Source organism: Sinorhizobium sp. RAC02, assembly GCF_001713395.1.
In the GTDB taxonomy this organism is placed as follows: Bacteria; Pseudomonadota; Alphaproteobacteria; order Rhizobiales; family Rhizobiaceae; genus Shinella.
Map to the genome: position 1 here is coordinate 2,893,300 of NZ_CP016450.1, position 14,955 is coordinate 2,908,254.

General features: G+C 62.5%; 16 protein-coding genes. 10 read left to right on the forward strand and 6 right to left on the reverse strand.

Annotation, left to right across the window (positions count from 1 at the left end):
* The 5 genes from BSY16_RS13900 to ptsN all read left to right on the forward strand — a co-directional run bounded on the left by BSY16_RS13900 (position 1) and on the right by ptsN (position 4,462).
* The gene (locus tag BSY16_RS13900; protein ID WP_069060206.1) at positions 1-564 is read left to right on the forward strand and encodes an LptA/OstA family protein; all 564 of its coding nucleotides are present in this window, start codon (positions 1-3) and stop codon (positions 562-564) included.
* 30 nt (positions 565-594) lie between these two features.
* Entirely contained in the window at positions 595-1,389 is a 795-nt protein-coding gene (gene lptB / locus BSY16_RS13905; protein ID WP_493102934.1) for an LPS export ABC transporter ATP-binding protein, read from the forward strand.
* Positions 1,390-1,540: 151 nt separating this feature from the next.
* Positions 1,541-3,097, forward strand: a complete 1,557-nt coding sequence (gene rpoN, locus BSY16_RS13910; RefSeq protein WP_069060207.1) for an RNA polymerase factor sigma-54 — start codon at positions 1,541-1,543, stop codon at positions 3,095-3,097.
* A 250-nt stretch (positions 3,098-3,347) separates the two neighbouring features.
* Positions 3,348-3,923 carry a ribosome hibernation-promoting factor, HPF/YfiA family gene (gene hpf / locus BSY16_RS13915; RefSeq protein WP_069060208.1) on the forward strand — a complete coding sequence of 192 codons (576 nt, stop codon included), beginning with the start codon at positions 3,348-3,350 and terminating at the stop codon, positions 3,921-3,923.
* 74 nt (positions 3,924-3,997) lie between these two features.
* On the forward strand, positions 3,998-4,462 hold the full coding sequence (gene ptsN / locus BSY16_RS13920) for a PTS IIA-like nitrogen regulatory protein PtsN (protein ID WP_069060209.1): 465 nt from the start codon (positions 3,998-4,000) through the stop codon (positions 4,460-4,462).
* 71 nt (positions 4,463-4,533) lie between these two features.
* Here ptsN and grpE read toward each other — a convergent pair whose 3' ends face one another.
* A complete protein-coding gene (gene grpE / locus BSY16_RS13925) occupies positions 4,534-5,157 on the reverse strand; it encodes a nucleotide exchange factor GrpE (RefSeq protein ID WP_069060210.1) in 624 nt (207 codons plus the stop codon).
* A 91-nt stretch (positions 5,158-5,248) separates the two neighbouring features.
* The gene (gene hrcA / locus BSY16_RS13930; protein ID WP_069060211.1) at positions 5,249-6,328 is read right to left on the reverse strand and encodes a heat-inducible transcriptional repressor HrcA; all 1,080 of its coding nucleotides are present in this window, start codon (positions 6,326-6,328) and stop codon (positions 5,249-5,251) included.
* Positions 6,329-6,503: 175 nt separating this feature from the next.
* On the opposite strand from hrcA, the gene rph reads away from it, so the two are divergent.
* Genes rph through hemW form a run of 4 tightly spaced genes read left to right on the forward strand, consistent with a single transcriptional unit; the run spans position 6,504 to position 9,501 of the window.
* Positions 6,504-7,220 carry a ribonuclease PH gene (gene rph / locus BSY16_RS13935; protein WP_069060212.1) on the forward strand — a complete coding sequence of 239 codons (717 nt, stop codon included), beginning with the start codon at positions 6,504-6,506 and terminating at the stop codon, positions 7,218-7,220.
* Between the two features lie 11 nt (positions 7,221-7,231).
* Positions 7,232-7,648 carry a VOC family protein gene (locus tag BSY16_RS13940; RefSeq protein ID WP_069060213.1) on the forward strand — a complete coding sequence of 139 codons (417 nt, stop codon included), beginning with the start codon at positions 7,232-7,234 and terminating at the stop codon, positions 7,646-7,648.
* A gap of 8 nt (positions 7,649-7,656) precedes the next feature.
* The gene (rdgB, locus tag BSY16_RS13945) at positions 7,657-8,301 is read left to right on the forward strand and encodes an RdgB/HAM1 family non-canonical purine NTP pyrophosphatase (protein WP_069060214.1); all 645 of its coding nucleotides are present in this window, start codon (positions 7,657-7,659) and stop codon (positions 8,299-8,301) included.
* A 6-nt stretch (positions 8,302-8,307) separates the two neighbouring features.
* Positions 8,308-9,501 (forward strand): radical SAM family heme chaperone HemW, encoded by a 1,194-nt coding sequence (gene hemW, locus BSY16_RS13950; RefSeq protein ID WP_069060215.1) that lies wholly within the window; start codon positions 8,308-8,310, stop codon positions 9,499-9,501.
* A 6-nt stretch (positions 9,502-9,507) separates the two neighbouring features.
* Here hemW and BSY16_RS13955 read toward each other — a convergent pair whose 3' ends face one another.
* A complete protein-coding gene (locus BSY16_RS13955; RefSeq protein ID WP_069060216.1) occupies positions 9,508-10,449 on the reverse strand; it encodes a DMT family transporter in 942 nt (313 codons plus the stop codon).
* A gap of 137 nt (positions 10,450-10,586) precedes the next feature.
* Here BSY16_RS13955 and gcvA point away from each other — a divergent pair, with 137 nt between their 5' ends.
* Positions 10,587-11,480 carry a transcriptional regulator GcvA gene (gcvA, locus tag BSY16_RS13960; protein ID WP_069060217.1) on the forward strand — a complete coding sequence of 298 codons (894 nt, stop codon included), beginning with the start codon at positions 10,587-10,589 and terminating at the stop codon, positions 11,478-11,480.
* 19 nt (positions 11,481-11,499) lie between these two features.
* Here gcvA and BSY16_RS13965 read toward each other — a convergent pair whose 3' ends face one another.
* The 3 genes from BSY16_RS13965 to rpsT all read right to left on the reverse strand — a co-directional run bounded on the left by BSY16_RS13965 (position 11,500) and on the right by rpsT (position 14,780).
* A complete protein-coding gene (locus tag BSY16_RS13965; protein WP_069060218.1) occupies positions 11,500-12,000 on the reverse strand; it encodes a GNAT family N-acetyltransferase in 501 nt (166 codons plus the stop codon).
* Positions 12,001-12,091: 91 nt separating this feature from the next.
* Complete coding sequence (gene dnaA, locus BSY16_RS13970; RefSeq protein ID WP_069061547.1) at positions 12,092-13,540, reverse strand: chromosomal replication initiator protein DnaA; 1,449 nt, start codon at positions 13,538-13,540, stop codon at positions 12,092-12,094.
* 973 nt (positions 13,541-14,513) lie between these two features.
* Positions 14,514-14,780 carry a 30S ribosomal protein S20 gene (rpsT, locus tag BSY16_RS13975; RefSeq protein ID WP_069060219.1) on the reverse strand — a complete coding sequence of 89 codons (267 nt, stop codon included), beginning with the start codon at positions 14,778-14,780 and terminating at the stop codon, positions 14,514-14,516.
* Positions 14,781-14,955 lie beyond the last annotated feature (175 nt).

Here is a 14,955-nt window from a genome sequence, read left to right on the forward strand (position 1 = left end):
ATGTTCGCCACTCTTTCCGCCCCCATCCGGGCCGCCAGCATTACCGTTCTTGCAGCAAGCCTTGCGCTCATCTCGGTTCCTGCGGGCGCCCAGCAGACGTCGAGCCGCATGAAGGGCATGCAGCTGTCGAACGATCAGCCGATCCAGATCCAGAGCGACAAGCTCGAGATCCGCGACCAGGAAAACAAGGCTGAATTCAGTGGCAATGTGAAGGTCGTGCAGGGCACGACGACGCTCCAGGCCGGCAAGATGATCGTCTATTATGCCGCCGGCGGCAGCGGTTCGGTGGCGAGCGGTAACGCGGATATCGAGAAGATCGACGTTTCGGAAAAAGTCTACCTGAAGTCGGGCACGCAGGAAGCGACGGCCGATACCGGCACGTTCAACCTCGTCAACGAGACGCTGCTGCTGAAAGGCGAAAAGGTCGTGCTGTCGGAGGGCAAGAACGTTTTTGTCGGCTGCCAGCTGCTGTTGACCATGAGCACCGGCGAAGCCAAGCTCGACGCTTGCGGCGGCCGGGTGATGATCCAGCTGGACCCCAAGTCCCGCAAGCAAACGAACTGATATAGCGCCCTGCCCGTGACTTCCTCCCTCATCACCCGCCTGACGCGCCGCCCGAAGAAAGCCGCGCCGGAACCCCAGCGCAGCGCCGATCTTTCGCGCTACGACGGGACACTCATTGCCCGCGGGCTGACCAAGACCTATCGCGACCGCCGTGTCGTCAACGGCGTCTCGCTTGTCGTGCGCCGCGGCGAGGCCGTCGGCCTGCTCGGGCCGAACGGTGCGGGCAAGACGACCTGTTTCTACATGATCACCGGTCTCGTGCCGGTGGACGAAGGCTCGATCGAGATCAACGGCAACGACGTCACGACCATGCCGATGTACCGGCGCGCGCGCCTCGGCGTCGGCTACCTGCCGCAGGAAGCCTCGATCTTTCGCGGCCTGACGGTCGAAGACAACATTCGCGCCGTGCTGGAAGTGCATCACAAGGACAAGGCGGAGCGCGAGCACAAGCTCGACAGCCTGCTTGCCGAATTCTCGATCTCGCATCTGCGGAAGTCGCCAGCCATAGCGCTGTCGGGCGGTGAACGCCGCCGTCTTGAAATCGCGCGCGCGCTCGCGACCGACCCGACCTTCATGCTGCTCGACGAGCCCTTTGCCGGCGTCGACCCCATTTCGGTCGCCGACATCCAGGCGCTGGTACGCCACCTCACCTCGCGCGGCATCGGCGTGCTCATTACCGACCACAATGTGCGCGAGACGCTTGGCCTGATCGACCGGGCCTACATCATCCATGCCGGCGAAGTGCTGACGCATGGCCGGGCGAACGACATCGTCGCCAATCCGGATGTGCGCCGCCTCTATCTTGGCGATAATTTCAGCCTGTAGGGCGAAATACGCACCTGATCGCCGCGATCTTCACCAAGTTCGCGGCTGCGACTTGACCAAACTTCTCAAAAAGGCAATTTTTGGGCCAGTTGGATTTCGTCGCCCCGCCACGATGGCCGTGGGCCGCTTTTCCAGGGAGTAAAGCGTCCGCATGGCACTCGCAGCCAGCCTTTTCCTGCGCCAAAGCCAATCGCTGGTGATGACCCCCCAGCTCATGCAGTCTATCCAGCTGCTGCAGATGACGCATATCGAGCTGAACCAGTTCATCGAGCAGGAAGTGGAGAAGAATCCGCTGCTGGAAGTCGTCTCCGGCGATGAGGGGGCACGCGACCCCGAACGGGCCGCCGAAGACTATTCGACGCCCAGCGAAGATCGTGCACACGCCGAAAACATTGGCGGCGACGATGGGTTCCAACCCGACCTCTACGATTCCGCCAATGCAGGAAGCGCCTCCGAAACGCTCGACGGCGGCCTCGACAACATGTTCCCCGACGATGCCGGGCCGCGGACGGCCGATGCGCCGGAACTCGCCGACCAGTGGAAGTCCATGCCCGGTGGCGGTGGAGACGGCGAGGGCTACGACCTCGACGACTTCGTGGCGGGCCGCAAGACGCTGCGGGACGTTCTGGGCGAGCAGATCCCCTTTCTGCTGTCCGACCCCATCGACCGGCTGATCGCCCAGCATCTCGTCGATCAGCTCGACGAAGCCGGCTACCTGCAGGGCAGCACGGCCGAGACGGCACTCCGCCTCGGCAAACCCGTCGCGGAGGTCGACCGCGTGCTCTACCGGCTCCAGGAACTCGATCCGCCCGGCGTCTTCGCCCGTTCGCTCAGCGAATGCCTGGCGATCCAGCTGAGAGCCCGCGATCGGTTCGATCCGGCCATGGCGGCCCTCATCGACAATCTCGAGCTTCTCGCGCGGCGCGATTTCGCGACGCTGAAGAAGCTTTGCGGCGTCAACGAGGAAGACCTTCTCGACATGCTGGCGGAAATCCGCAAGCTCGACCCCAAGCCCGGCACGCGCTACGAGACCAGCGCCTCGGAAGCCGTGGTGCCGGATATCCTCGTGCGCGCCGCGCCCGATGGCAGCTGGCATATCGAACTCAATGCCGACACCTTGCCGCGCGTGCTTGTCAACCGTGACTACTATGCCTCTGTCTCCAGCCGCACGCGCCGCGACAGCGAGGACCAGGGTTTTCTCAACGAGTGCCTGCAGACGGCCAACTGGCTGACGCGCAGCCTCGACCAGCGTGCCCGCACCATCATGAAGGTGGCGACCGAGATCGTGCGCCAGCAGGATGCCTTCCTGATGCACGGTGTCGACCACCTGCGGCCGCTGAACCTGAAGACGGTCGCCGAGGCGATCAAGATGCATGAATCGACGGTGAGCCGCGTCACCTCCAACAAGTTCATGCTGACACCGCGCGGCCTGTTCGAGCTCAAATATTTCTTCACGGTCTCGATCGGCTCGGCGGAGGGCGGCGATTCCCATTCGGCGGAATCCGTCCGCCACCGCATCCGTGCGATGATCGTGCAGGAGCAGCCGGATGCCGTGCTCTCGGACGACGATATCGTGGATATCCTGCGCAAGGGCGGCGTCGACCTCGCCCGCCGGACGGTCGCGAAGTACCGCGAAGCGATGAACATCCCCTCCTCCGTACAGCGGCGGCGGGAAAAACGGGCGCTCGCCAAGGCAGCCGCCTCCTGAAATAAAGCCGGGAGAACCGGCGTTTCAGACCGCCAAACATTAACAATGCCTGAATCCACTAATTGACTTCGCCACCGGGACGGGCTACTGCGCGCCCCTCTTCTGAAGAGAAGGCAGGCCGGAATTCCGGACATATCCCCGCTTTTCTTGCCGCATGTGACGGAAATTCCATCGCATGCGTAAAAGCTTGGAACGTGGAGAAGGTTGGAATAGACTGTTGCACGCAAATCACGAACGAGAGGAAACCTCCATGAGTGTGCGTGTATCCGGTAAACATATGGAAATCGGCGAAACTTTCCGTCAGCGCATTGAAGACCAGGTCGGAGAGGCCGTAACCAAATATTTTGACGGAGGATATTCGAGCCAGGTCACCGTGGAAAAAGCGGGATCGCGGTACAGCGCGGACTGCAAGATCCACCTGGATACGGGCATGGCCTTGCAGGCAAATGGCGAAGCAAACGACCCCTTGGTGGCCTTCCAATCGGCCTCCGAACGGATCGAGAAACGCCTGCGCCGGTACAAGCGCAAACTCAAGGCACACCACAACGGCAATGGTCACGATGCCTTTGCAGAAGTGGCCTACACGGTGATGGATTCGGTCCCCGACGAAGAGGATGAACTTCCCGAGGACTACGCACCGACCATCGTTGCGGAAAGCACGAAGAAACTGAGGACGATGTCCGTCGCAAGCGCCGTCATGGCGCTCGACATGACGGACGAGCCGGTTCTTCTCTTCCGCAGCGCCGGGTCGGAGCAGCTCAATATCGTCTACCGACGCAACGACGGCAATATTGGCTGGATCGACGCAGCCAATATCAAAGGCTGAGTGACGGGAGCGTGGTGCCGGAAACCGGCACCACGTTTCTTCAATCCCTTCACCCGCCTCACGAGGACAAAAGCATGGCATTGGCAGGTTTGCTGCAGCAAAGTGCGATTATTCCGGCGATGAAGGCCAATTCCAAGAAGCAGATGCTTCAGGAACTGGCGGCAAAAGCGGCGAAGCTCACCGGAATTCCGGAACGCGAGATTTTTGACGTCATTCTTCAGCGCGAACGGCTCGGTTCGACCGGTGTGGGCAATGGCATCGCCATCCCGCACGGCAAGCTGAAGGAGCTTTCACAGATCACCGGCCTCTTCGCGAGACTGGAGACCCCTGTGGACTTCGAGGCATTGGACGACCAGCCGGTCGACCTCGTCTTCCTGCTTCTGGCGCCGGAAGGCGCCGGTGCGGACCATTTGAAGGCTCTGTCACGCATCGCCCGCGTGCTGCGCGATCCATCGATGGTCGCGAAGCTGCGCGCCTCCGACAGCGAGAGCGCGATCTACGCCTGCCTCAGCGAGGAGCAGGCGTCGAACGCGGCCTGACCATTTCGAATACGCATGAAAAAACCGGCGGTTTTGCGACCGCCGGTTTTTCTTTTTCATTCGATTGAGGATCAGGCCTGTGCAGCACTTGCCTCGCCGGCGGGAGCCTTCGGGCCGCCCTTCGACACGCCGACCATGGCGGGACGCAGCACGCGCTCGCCGATGACGAATCCGGCCTGCACGACCTGCACGACCGTGTTGTTGGCGACTTCCGGATTCGGCACTTCAAACATCGCCTGGTGGAAGTTCGGGTCGAACTTTTCGCCAACCGGATCGAGCTTGCGCACGCCGTGACGTTCGAGGGCGGCAAGCATGGAACGCTCGGTCATCTCGACACCTTCCGCCAGCGCCTTCAAGCCGGCATCGCCGCTTTCCAAGGCGTCGGCCGGAATGGCGTCCAGTGCACGGCGCAGGTTGTCGGACACGGCCAGCATGTCGCGCGCAAAACCGGCGACGGAATAGGACTTGGCGTCCTTCACATCACGCTCGGTGCGGCGACGCAGGTTGTCCATTTCCGCGGCGAGGCGGAGATACCGGTCCCTGAGATCGCTGTTTTCCGCGCGCAGAACGTCGATCGGATCCGGCTCGGCAGGGGCATCTACCTCGGCAGCCACGTCGTCCAGTGCGGACGTTTCTGCTGCAAAGCCGTTTTCCGCGCCTTCGTCAGGTCCATGTTTCTTGTTGTCGTCGGTCATGACGTACTCCGAATTGCATCTTTTAAGGGTTGGGCCCGATATCGAGCTTTGAACCCGAAAAATCAAGGGCTGATGGCTGGATTGCCAGAGTTCAGCGCGAAAGCCGCGACATGAGCTGGGCCGTATAGTCCACCATGGGCACGATACGGGAATAGTTGAGCCGGGTCGGCCCGATGACGCCGACGGCGCCGACGATCTTCTCGTCGCTGTCGCGGTAGGGCGCCACGATCAGCGAAGAACCGGAAAGCGAAAAGAGCTTGTTTTCCGAGCCGATGAAGATGCGCACGCCAGGGCCGGTCTCGGCGAGGTTCAAGAGCTCGATCAGGCTGTCCTTGCGCTCCAGGTCGTCGAACAGCATGCGCAGCCGATCGATATCCTCCGCCCCGGCAAGGCCTTCGAGCAGATTTGCCCGGCCGCGCACGATGAGCCGCGTCGGCTTCGCCGCATCGAAGCCGCCGGACCAGACCGCAAGCCCGCGCTCGACCAGATCCTGCGACAGCTTGTCGAGCTCGCCGCTGATTTCGCCGCGCAGGCGCTCCAGTTGGGCGCGCGCTTCAAACAGCGTGTTGCCGGCAAGATGGGCGTTGAGGAAGTTGGCCGCTTCCGTCAACTGCGAGCTGGTGACGCCGGCCGGCAGTTCGATGATGCGGTTTTCGATCTGGTCATGATCGCCGACCAGCACGACAAGCGCCTTGGTCGGCTCCAACCGGATGAACTCGACATGTTTCAAAATGGCGTCGTTCTTCGAGGTAATGACGAGGCCAGCGCCGCGCGACATACCGGACAGCGCCTGGCTCGCCTCGTTCATCATCGTCTCGACGGCGGTATGTTTCTGGCCGTGCGGGCGCACATGCCGCTCGATCGAGGCGCGGTCTTCCGCCGAAATGTTGCCGACCTGCATGAAGGCATCGACAAAGAAGCGCAGGCCAAGCTGCGTCGGCAGCCGCCCGGCGCTGGTATGCGGTGAATAGATGAGACCGAGTTCTTCCAGGTCGCTCATCACGTTGCGCACGGAAGCGGGCGACAGCGACATGGGCAGGATGCGCGACAGGTTGCGCGAGCCGAGAGGCTCTCCGCTTTCCAGATAGCTTTCCACGATGCGGCGAAAGACTTCGCCCGAACGCTCGTCGAGCGCCGCCTGACTGTCAGGACCCGGAGACTTCAAAACCATCTTTCCGCTGCAACCTCGTTATTTCCAGGGAATATAGTGATTTCGGGCGGAAGCGCAAAACGGATTTTCGCGGCGCAACATCCCGAGAAATCGCGCGGGGTGACGCCGCGCCATTCCCTCGCCCGGCGAACTGGTCTAAAGCAGCGTTCCAGATATCACGAGACAGGAGTTCGCAATGCGGCCGTCCGGCAGAAAAACCGATCAGATGCGCAAGGTTTCCTTCGAGCGCAACATCTCCAAGCATGCCGAAGGCTCCTGTCTCGTCAAGTTCGGCGACACGCATGTGCTCGTTACCGCAAGCCTCGAAGAGAAGACGCCGCCATGGCTGCGCAACAGCGGCAAGGGCTGGGTGACTGCCGAATACGGCATGCTGCCGCGCGCCACGGGTGACCGCATGCGCCGCGAAGCCGCTGCCGGCAAGCAGGGCGGCCGCACGCAGGAAATCCAGCGCCTCATCGGCCGGTCGCTGCGCGCCGTCGTCGATCTCGAAGCGCTCGGCGAACGCCAGATCACCGTCGACTGCGACGTCATCCAGGCCGATGGCGGCACCCGTACCGCCTCGATCACCGGCGCCTTCATCGCCCTTCACGACTGCCTGAAGTGGATGGAAGCGCGCAGCATGATCAAGGTCGAGAAGGTCCTGAAGGACCATGTCGCCGCGATCTCCTGCGGCATCTTCGCGAGCCAGTCGGTCATCGACCTCGACTATCTCGAGGATTCCGCTGCCGAGACGGACGCCAACTTCGTCATGACCGGCTCGGGCGGCATCGTCGAAATCCAGGGCACGGCCGAAGGCAAGCCGTTCACGGAAGAAGAGTTCTCCAGCCTGATGGCCCTTGCCCGCAATGGCATTGCCGAACTGGTCACCCTGCAGAAGCAGACCATCGCCTAAGGAAGGCGCCCATGACCGCCGCGATCGAAGGCATTCTCGAAACCGCGCTCTATGCGGACGACCTCGACGCGGCGGAAGCCTTCTATGGCGGTGTTCTCGGCCTTGAAAAGATCACGCGGCAGGCGAACCGCCACGTCTTCTTCCGCTGCGGTCCCGGCGTTCTCCTGATCTTCAATGCGAAGGAGACCGTCGTTCCGCCGCCGCCCCACGCCTTTCCCGTGCCAGTCCATGGCGCGATCGGACCGGGCCATGCCTGTTTCCGCGTGCCGGGGCCAGAGCTTGATTTCTGGGTGAAAAAGCTCGAAGAAGCCGGCATCACCATTGAAGCGGATTTTTGTTGGCCGAACGGCGCCCGCTCCATCTATTTCCGCGACCCTGCCGGCAACAGTCTTGAATGTGCCGAGCCGAGCCTCTGGAACATCGCTTAGGGACTTTTATGCGCAAGCTCGACACCAAGACGATCGTCGTCGCCAGCCACAATGCCGGAAAAATCCGCGAGATCGAGGACCTGATCGGCCCCTTCGGCTTCTCCGCCAAATCGGCCGCTGAGCTGAAGTTCGAAGAGCCGGACGAGACGGGCACGACCTTCGAAGAGAATGCGGCAATCAAGGCGCTCGCCTCGGCCAAGGCCTCCGGCCTGCCTTCCCTTTCGGACGATTCCGGCCTCGTCATCGATGCGCTCGACGGTGCGCCGGGCGTCTACACGGCAAACTGGGCGGAGAAAGAAGACGGCACGCGTGACTTCGCGATGGCCATGGAAAAGGTCGAGAAGGCGCTTGCCGACAAGGGCGCGACCGACGCGAAGGATCGCACCGCGCGCTTCGTCTCCGTGCTCTGCCTTGCCTGGCCGGATGGCCATACGGAACTGTTCCGCGGCGAAGTCGAGGGCACCGTCGTCTGGCCGCCGCGCGGCAGCCAGGGTTTTGGTTACGACCCCGTCTTCCAGCCCGAAGGGTATGAGACGGCCTTCGGCGAAATGAGTGCGGAGCAGAAGCATGGCTGGAAGCCGGGTGACGCGGCAGCGCTGTCGCACCGCGCCCGCGCGTTCAAGCTCTTCGTCGAAACCTGCCTGAAGGCTTGAGGTTCAATGACGGCGGCGCCCTTCGATATCCGGCCGAATTCCGCCGTGGATCTTTCCGATCCGGGCTTCGGCATCTATGTGCACTGGCCGTTCTGTGCCGCCAAATGCCCCTATTGCGACTTCAACAGCCATGTGCGCCATCAGCCGGTGGACCAGCCGCGCTTCGTACAGGCGTTTCTGAAGGAAATGGCGACGATGCGCCGCCTCACCGGCTCGCGCAGCGTCACCAGCATCTTCATGGGCGGCGGCACGCCCTCGCTGATGGCACCGGAGACGGTCGATGCGATCCTGAACGGTATTGCGCGCCACTGGCACGTGCCTGACGGCATCGAGATCACCATGGAGGCCAATCCGTCGAGCGTCGAGGCCGAGCGGTTTCGCGGTTATCGCGCGGCGGGCGTCAACCGCGTCTCGCTCGGCGTGCAGGCGCTGAACGACCGGGACCTGAAATTCCTCGGCCGGCTGCATGACGTCGCCGATGCCTTGAAGGCGATACGGCTGGCACGTGACATCTTTCCACGCATGTCCTTCGACCTGATCTATGCCCGCCCGAACCAGACGGTCGAAGAGTGGGATCGCGAGCTAAAAGAAGCCGTCTCCTACGCCGTCGACCATCTCTCGCTCTACCAGCTCACCATCGAGGAGGGCACGCCCTTCTATGGCCTGCACAAGGCGGGCAAGCTGATCGTGCCGGACGGCGAACACTCTGCCGTGCTCTATGAGGCGACGCAGGAGATTACCGAGCGCGAGGGCATGCCGGCCTACGAGGTCTCCAACCATGCCCGCCCTGGCTCCGAAAGCCGCCACAACCTCACCTACTGGCGCTATGGCGACTATGTCGGCATCGGCCCCGGCGCGCATGGCCGGTTGACGACCGGTGGCGCGAAGATCGCGACCGCCACGGAACGGCGGCCGGAAGGCTGGCTTGAACTGGTTGAGGCAGAGGGCCACGGCATGGTCGAGCAAGAACTGCTGGAGCGCGAGGCGCAGTCGGACGAGTTGCTGCTGATGGGGCTGCGCCTCAAGGAGGGCATCGATCTCGTCCGCTGGCAGATGCTGTCTGGTCGCGACCTGGATCCGGATCGCGAACAGTTTCTTATCGATCACGGCTTCATCGAGCGGCTCGGCAATTCGCGGCTGCGCTGTACACCGGCCGGCATGCTGATCCTCGACGCGGTCGTTGCCGATCTCGCCTGCTGAGCCGCCTCAGCTCTTGGCGTCAGAGCCGATCGGCCGACGCTTCTCCAGAAACATCCGCACGAGCCGCCCGTCGATCGCTGCGAGCCCGACGGCGATCAGTGCCATGCCGGCAAAATGTTTTGGCGCCAGCATCTCGCCCAGCACCAGCGCGCCGAGCAGGATGGCGCTGACCGGAATGAGGAAGGTGACGAGCATCAGGTTCGTTGCCCCCGCTGTCGCAAGAATGCGGAAGAAGATGACATAGGCGAGTGCGGTGGCGAGGAAGGCGAGGCCGAAGAGCGCCGCCCAGGCTTCCGCCGACGGCATGGCGAGTGTCCACGGCCGATCGACCACCAGGGCCACAGGCAGCATCAGCAGCGCCGACGTCGTCACCTGCCCTGCGGCCGGCAGCAGCGGCGGCAGGCCCATGCTGCGGAAGCGACGGCCGAAGATGCCGGCGATCGAATAGGAGACGGCGCCGCCGAGCACGGCGAGCTGCGCCAGCACGTTCGTGCCAAGATCGGAGAGCACCGAGGGACCGATCATCAGCGCGACACCGGCAAAGCCGACGAGCACGCCGACCAACCTGCCTCCCGTCATCTTCTCGTCCTGCGTCAGCAGATGGGCGGCGATCACGGCGAAGAGTGGCGTGGTCGCGTTGAGGATCGACGCGAGGCCGCTTGCAATATGCGTCTGCCCCCAGACGATCAGCGAAAAGGGGATGATGTTGTTGAGCACCCCCATGCCGAGGAAAGCGAGCCAGACCTCCTTGCTGCGCGGAATGGCGTGGCCGGAGAGACGAACAATGGTCCAGAGGGCGATGGCCGCCAGCGCCACGCGCGCCGCGACAATGGTGAGTGTCGGCAGCTCACGCACGAGGATGCCGTTGAACAGGAACGAGCCGCCCCAGAGGATCGACAAGGCGATGAGCAGGCCCCATTCGGTGGTGGTCATGTAGCGGTTCGCCATAACGGCCTCCTAAGCGATTTTTTCTAAATCAAGCGGGATATCCGAGTGTCAAAACCCGGCGTTGGCGCTATAATTCGCCGTCTTTTCGCTTCGCACAAACGATCATATTTCGGGGAAACAGCGAGGAAAACTAAATCATGAGCAACCGCCTTCCTTCCCTGTCCGGCCTGCGCGCCTTCGAGGCGACGGCGCGCCATTTGAGCGTCACGCTCGCTGCCGGCGAACTCAACGTCACGCCCGGTGCGGTGAGCCTGCAGATCCGCGACCTGGAGCAGGCGCTTGGCGTGCGCCTGTTCGACCGGCTACCGCGCCAGCTCAGGCTGAAGGAGGATGGTGAGGGCTATTTCAAGGCCATGCGTTCGGCCTTCCGGCTGATGCGGGAGGCGACGGACGAGTTGCTGGCCCGTGCCCGGCCGGCGCCGCTCTCGATCAGCTGCACGCCGACCTTCGCGGCGCAATGGCTCGTGCCGCGACTGCCGAATTTCGAGGAGCGCATGCCTGGCGTCGACATCCGGATCAGTGCCTCGAACCGCCTGGTCGATTTCGTGCGGGACGGCGTCGATATTGCGATCCGCCATGGCTTCGGCCGCTACCAGGGCCTCGTCAGTGAGCGCCTGCTTGACGACGATCTCGTGCCCGTCATCGCGCCGGCATTGCGCGAGACCAGGCCGCTCGACACGCCGGACGATCTCGTGAACCATGTCCTGATCCACGACGTGCACCGGCAGGACTGGCGGCTCTGGCTGGAGGCGATGGGCGTGACCGAGATCGACGCCATGCGCGGGCCTGTGTTCAACGACAGCAACGGCGCAATCGAGGCGGTGAAGGCGGGCGATGGGGTCGGGCTGGTACGGCTGTCGCTGGTGGCGCGTGAAATTCAGGAACGCCGGCTCGTGGCACCATTTTCACGCGGCGTCTCGACGGGTCTTGCCTATTACATCGTCTACCCGCCAGGTGCGCTTGACCGGCCGGCGGTCACGGCGCTGCGGCAATGGCTGACGGACGAGGCCCGCGCCGTGCGCGGAAGCTGACCGAGGACAGGAAGTCGGCTCAATCCGGAAAGTCTTCCATCCGCTGCATGTAGGTCTGGAACCCCGCCCGGGAATAAACCGCCTGCGCCTTCGGATGATCATTCGTGTCGGTGTGAAGCCAGATGCGCCGTGTCCCCGCGCGCCAGACCGCGTTCAGGGCATTTGCGAGCAGGAAAGGCCCGAGCCGTCGGCCATAGGCCGCCGGAACCAGGCCGAAATGCGTAAGCTCGATATCCTCGGCCTCGGCGGCGTCGAATTCACAAAGGCCGACCGGCTGCCCCTCCTCTCTCAGGATGAAGGTGCGCGTGGATGGGGCTGACAGGAACTGCGCGACCTCCTCCGCCGGCATGCGAAGACGCAGGTCCCAGGTGAGCGGCTCGCCGATGGTGCGATAGAGCGACAGATAGTCTTCCACCGACGGATGCTCGGCACGGATTTCCAGATTGGCGGAGGGCGCCGGGTGAACCGCCGCACTCGACGGCTGCGTACACAATTCCATGTAGGTGACGAGGAGATTCATGCCGCGGCCTCATGTGCCTGCCAAAAGCAGAACGCTGTGCCCGTCCTAAGACCGTGCACAGCGTTCATGCATCCTATGGCGATCGAAGCGCCTATTCGTTGATCAGGCGCTTCAGCAGCTCGATCTCGTGGCTGAGCTTGGTGTCGCCCGAGATCAGGTCCTCGATCTTGCGCACGGCGTGCAGCACGGTCGTGTGATCGCGTCCGCCGAAGCGGCGGCCGATTTCCGGGAAGGAACGCGGCGTCAGCGTCTTCGACAGATACATGGCGATCTGGCGCGGCTTGACGATGACGCGCGTGCGGCGGTTCGAGACCAGCTCCTGGCGCGACACGTTGTAATGTTTCGCAACGACGCGCTGGATGTCCTCGATGCGCACGCGGCGCGGCTCGCCGGCGGCGACGAGATGGCCGAGCAGTTCATCGACGCGCTCGATCGTCAGGTTCGGCTCGAAGGAGCGACGGAAGAGCAGCTGGTTGAAGGCGCCTTCCAGTTCGCGGCCGCTCGCCGTGATGTTGCGGGCAACATGGCTCAGGATCTCGGGCGAGATATCGAGCGAATGGTCTTCCTGCTGGGCAACCGCGAGGCGGCGCTTGAGGATTTCCAGGCGCATCTCGTAGTCCGGCGCTTCCATCTCGATGGCGACGCCGCCCTGGAGGCGGGAGCGCACACGTGGATCAAGCGATTCCAGCTCCCACGGCGCACGGTCGGCGGCGACCACGACCTGCTTGGCGGAATCGAGCAGCATGTTGAGCAGATGGCAGAACTCGTTCTGGATCGAGTTGCCCTGCAGGAACTGCATGTCGTCGATGATCAGGAGATCGATGTTGCGCAGCGTCTCCTTGAGGGAGAGCGCATCATTGTCGCGGATCGCGGTTGCGAAACGCCACATGAAATATTCGGCCGTCAGATAGACGACGCGCGGGTTGCGGGCGCTCGAAAGAGCCCCGAGCGCGATCGCTTGCAGAAGGTGCGTCTTGCCGAGGCCGACATTTGAATGGACGAACAGCGGGTTGAAGCGCACGGCGCCGGCGCCGGCTTCCGCAATGGTGCGGGCCGCGGCAAGGGCCACGCGGTTCGACGTGCCTTCGACGAAGGCATCGAACGTGTAACGCTGGTCGAGCGGCGAGCCGAAGAGCGGACCGGAATGCTGGACGCGCGGCTGGGCCGAGGCCGTGACCGATGCGATGGCGGTTGCCACCGGCTGCGGGCCACCGGCCGAACGGCGCGGCTGGGCCTGCGGAGCGGGCTGCTCGACAATGGCCTCATCGACAGAGCCCGGACGAATGCCGCGGGTCGCGGTGCGCACCAGGATTTCCACCTTGAGGATTTCCGCATCCTCCTGCTGGAACAGGTTGGTGATGAGATCGAGATAACGGTTGTTGATCCAGGACTTCAGGAACGTCGTGGGCACCGAAAGGCGCACGAGGCTCTTGGAAACCGAATGAAGCTTCAGCCGACCGAACCAGCTCGCGAAGACGTCTGGGCCGACCTGCGCCTTCAGGCGCGCACTGACCCGTTCGAAAATCGCGTCTTGTTTCATATCGGATGGTACCCCCGCCGCCATCTGCACTCCTTCTGGCGGGAGTGCCTTCAGTGCATTTTCCCCGTTCGTGAATGCACCAGCCTTTGTGGCCGTATTCATCTGCATCTTGCCGCCTTTCATGCTTCCTTCGCCACGTCGGCATTCCTGCCGGCGCCTTTCATGTTTGCCATCTCCCGGCCGTGCCGAGCCATCGCCCGGTCCGGAATCTGGTGCCCCGATCACGTTGGCCCCCTACATCCAACGCAATCCTGTTTGCCAAACACATTTCGGTGCAGCACGGCCCGGTGTCATACCCGGTCGCACAGTCCCGTCTGTGATCCCTGCCGTCCGCTCCCTCGTCGAGCGCCCGGCAAGTCTTGCCCTCAATCATCCGGCCGTCCTCACGGCCGCAACCAAAAATCACAAATGCTCTCGCCAGAATGCCAGAAGGCATCTGGGGCAAGCATTGCCGGTTTGATGATTTTACGAAGCGGAGCCGCTCCGTTACAAGGGACAAAACAATCACCGCTGCCTCGAAAGACAGTCTTGTCGGCGATCATTTTAAGGCTGTGTCCGCGCCCCCTGTGGAAAGCATTTAGGCAGGATCATGCCCCAAGATCAATCGCGAATTTTACGCAAAATTAAGGGCCGGGCGTTGACTCGCAAGGTGCTTCCTGACTCGGAATCAGGCCCCCGCAGGAGAATCTGTTAGGAATCAATGGCTTTGTTTTCGGGTGGGTTTCGGAACGCCCGGAAAACGAAAAAAATAAAAATTCGCTTGACTCAAATTGCCGTCAAACTCCCGTAACGAAAGGTCACCAGAACGGGATAACCTCCGGCAACTAACTGAATTTAAAGGATTTTTCTCGTCACGCTTTTGACACGATCGAGCCTTGCACATTAACCATAGCAGGGTCGAAAAAACAAAGAAAAGCCCGGTGCAAGCACCGGGCTTTTTCTAATATTGCATAGCTCGATGGGTCTGATCAGATCAGGCCGTCATCGTCTTAACGCGGTTCGCCAGGCGCGAGACCTTGCGGGACGCTGTATTGGAATGGAGCACACCGCGGGTGGCAGCGCGCATCAGTTCCGGCTGGGCAGCCTTCAGAGCGGCCGCGGCCTGCGTCTGGTCGCCAGAGGCGATGGCCTCTTCGACCTTGCGGATGAAGTTGCGGACGCGCGAGCGGCGCGACTTGTTGACTGCGGTACGCGCGGCGATCTTGCGGGTCGCCTTCTTTGCCGAGGTTGTATTGGCCATGTATGCCTCTCTTCAGAAATCTGACACAAACTCCACCCTCGCCGTGCCGGGTCACTGCGACCTGTCATCAAAGCAATTCGGGAGCAATATCGGAAAACCTCAGAATTCGGCTTTCCAAACTGTGGGCGGCGTATAGCTGGAAACCGCGGGGTCGTCAACGCGGATTCTGCAAGAA

Excerpts from the sequence above, each read along its gene's own strand:
- BSY16_RS13900 (WP_069060206.1), top strand. The coding sequence starts at position 1 with ATGTTCGCCACTCTTTCCGCCCCCATCCGGGCCGCCAGCATTACCGTT.
- rpoN (WP_069060207.1), top strand. The coding sequence starts at position 1,541 with ATGGCACTCGCAGCCAGCCTTTTCCTGCGCCAAAGCCAATCGCTGGTG.
- hpf (WP_069060208.1), top strand. The coding sequence starts at position 3,348 with ATGAGTGTGCGTGTATCCGGTAAACATATGGAAATCGGCGAAACTTTC.
- ptsN (WP_069060209.1), top strand. The coding sequence starts at position 3,998 with ATGGCATTGGCAGGTTTGCTGCAGCAAAGTGCGATTATTCCGGCGATG.
- grpE (WP_069060210.1), bottom strand. The coding sequence starts at position 5,157 with ATGACCGACGACAACAAGAAACATGGACCTGACGAAGGCGCGGAAAAC.
- hrcA (WP_069060211.1), bottom strand. The coding sequence starts at position 6,328 with ATGGTTTTGAAGTCTCCGGGTCCTGACAGTCAGGCGGCGCTCGACGAG.
- rph (WP_069060212.1), top strand. The coding sequence starts at position 6,504 with ATGCGGCCGTCCGGCAGAAAAACCGATCAGATGCGCAAGGTTTCCTTC.
- BSY16_RS13940 (WP_069060213.1), top strand. The coding sequence starts at position 7,232 with ATGACCGCCGCGATCGAAGGCATTCTCGAAACCGCGCTCTATGCGGAC.
- rdgB (WP_069060214.1), top strand. The coding sequence starts at position 7,657 with ATGCGCAAGCTCGACACCAAGACGATCGTCGTCGCCAGCCACAATGCC.
- hemW (WP_069060215.1), top strand. The coding sequence starts at position 8,308 with ATGACGGCGGCGCCCTTCGATATCCGGCCGAATTCCGCCGTGGATCTT.
- BSY16_RS13955 (WP_069060216.1), bottom strand. The coding sequence starts at position 10,449 with ATGGCGAACCGCTACATGACCACCACCGAATGGGGCCTGCTCATCGCC.
- gcvA (WP_069060217.1), top strand. The coding sequence starts at position 10,587 with ATGAGCAACCGCCTTCCTTCCCTGTCCGGCCTGCGCGCCTTCGAGGCG.
- BSY16_RS13965 (WP_069060218.1), bottom strand. The coding sequence starts at position 12,000 with ATGAATCTCCTCGTCACCTACATGGAATTGTGTACGCAGCCGTCGAGT.
- dnaA (WP_069061547.1), bottom strand. The coding sequence starts at position 13,540 with ATGAAACAAGACGCGATTTTCGAACGGGTCAGTGCGCGCCTGAAGGCG.
- rpsT (WP_069060219.1), bottom strand. The coding sequence starts at position 14,780 with ATGGCCAATACAACCTCGGCAAAGAAGGCGACCCGCAAGATCGCCGCG.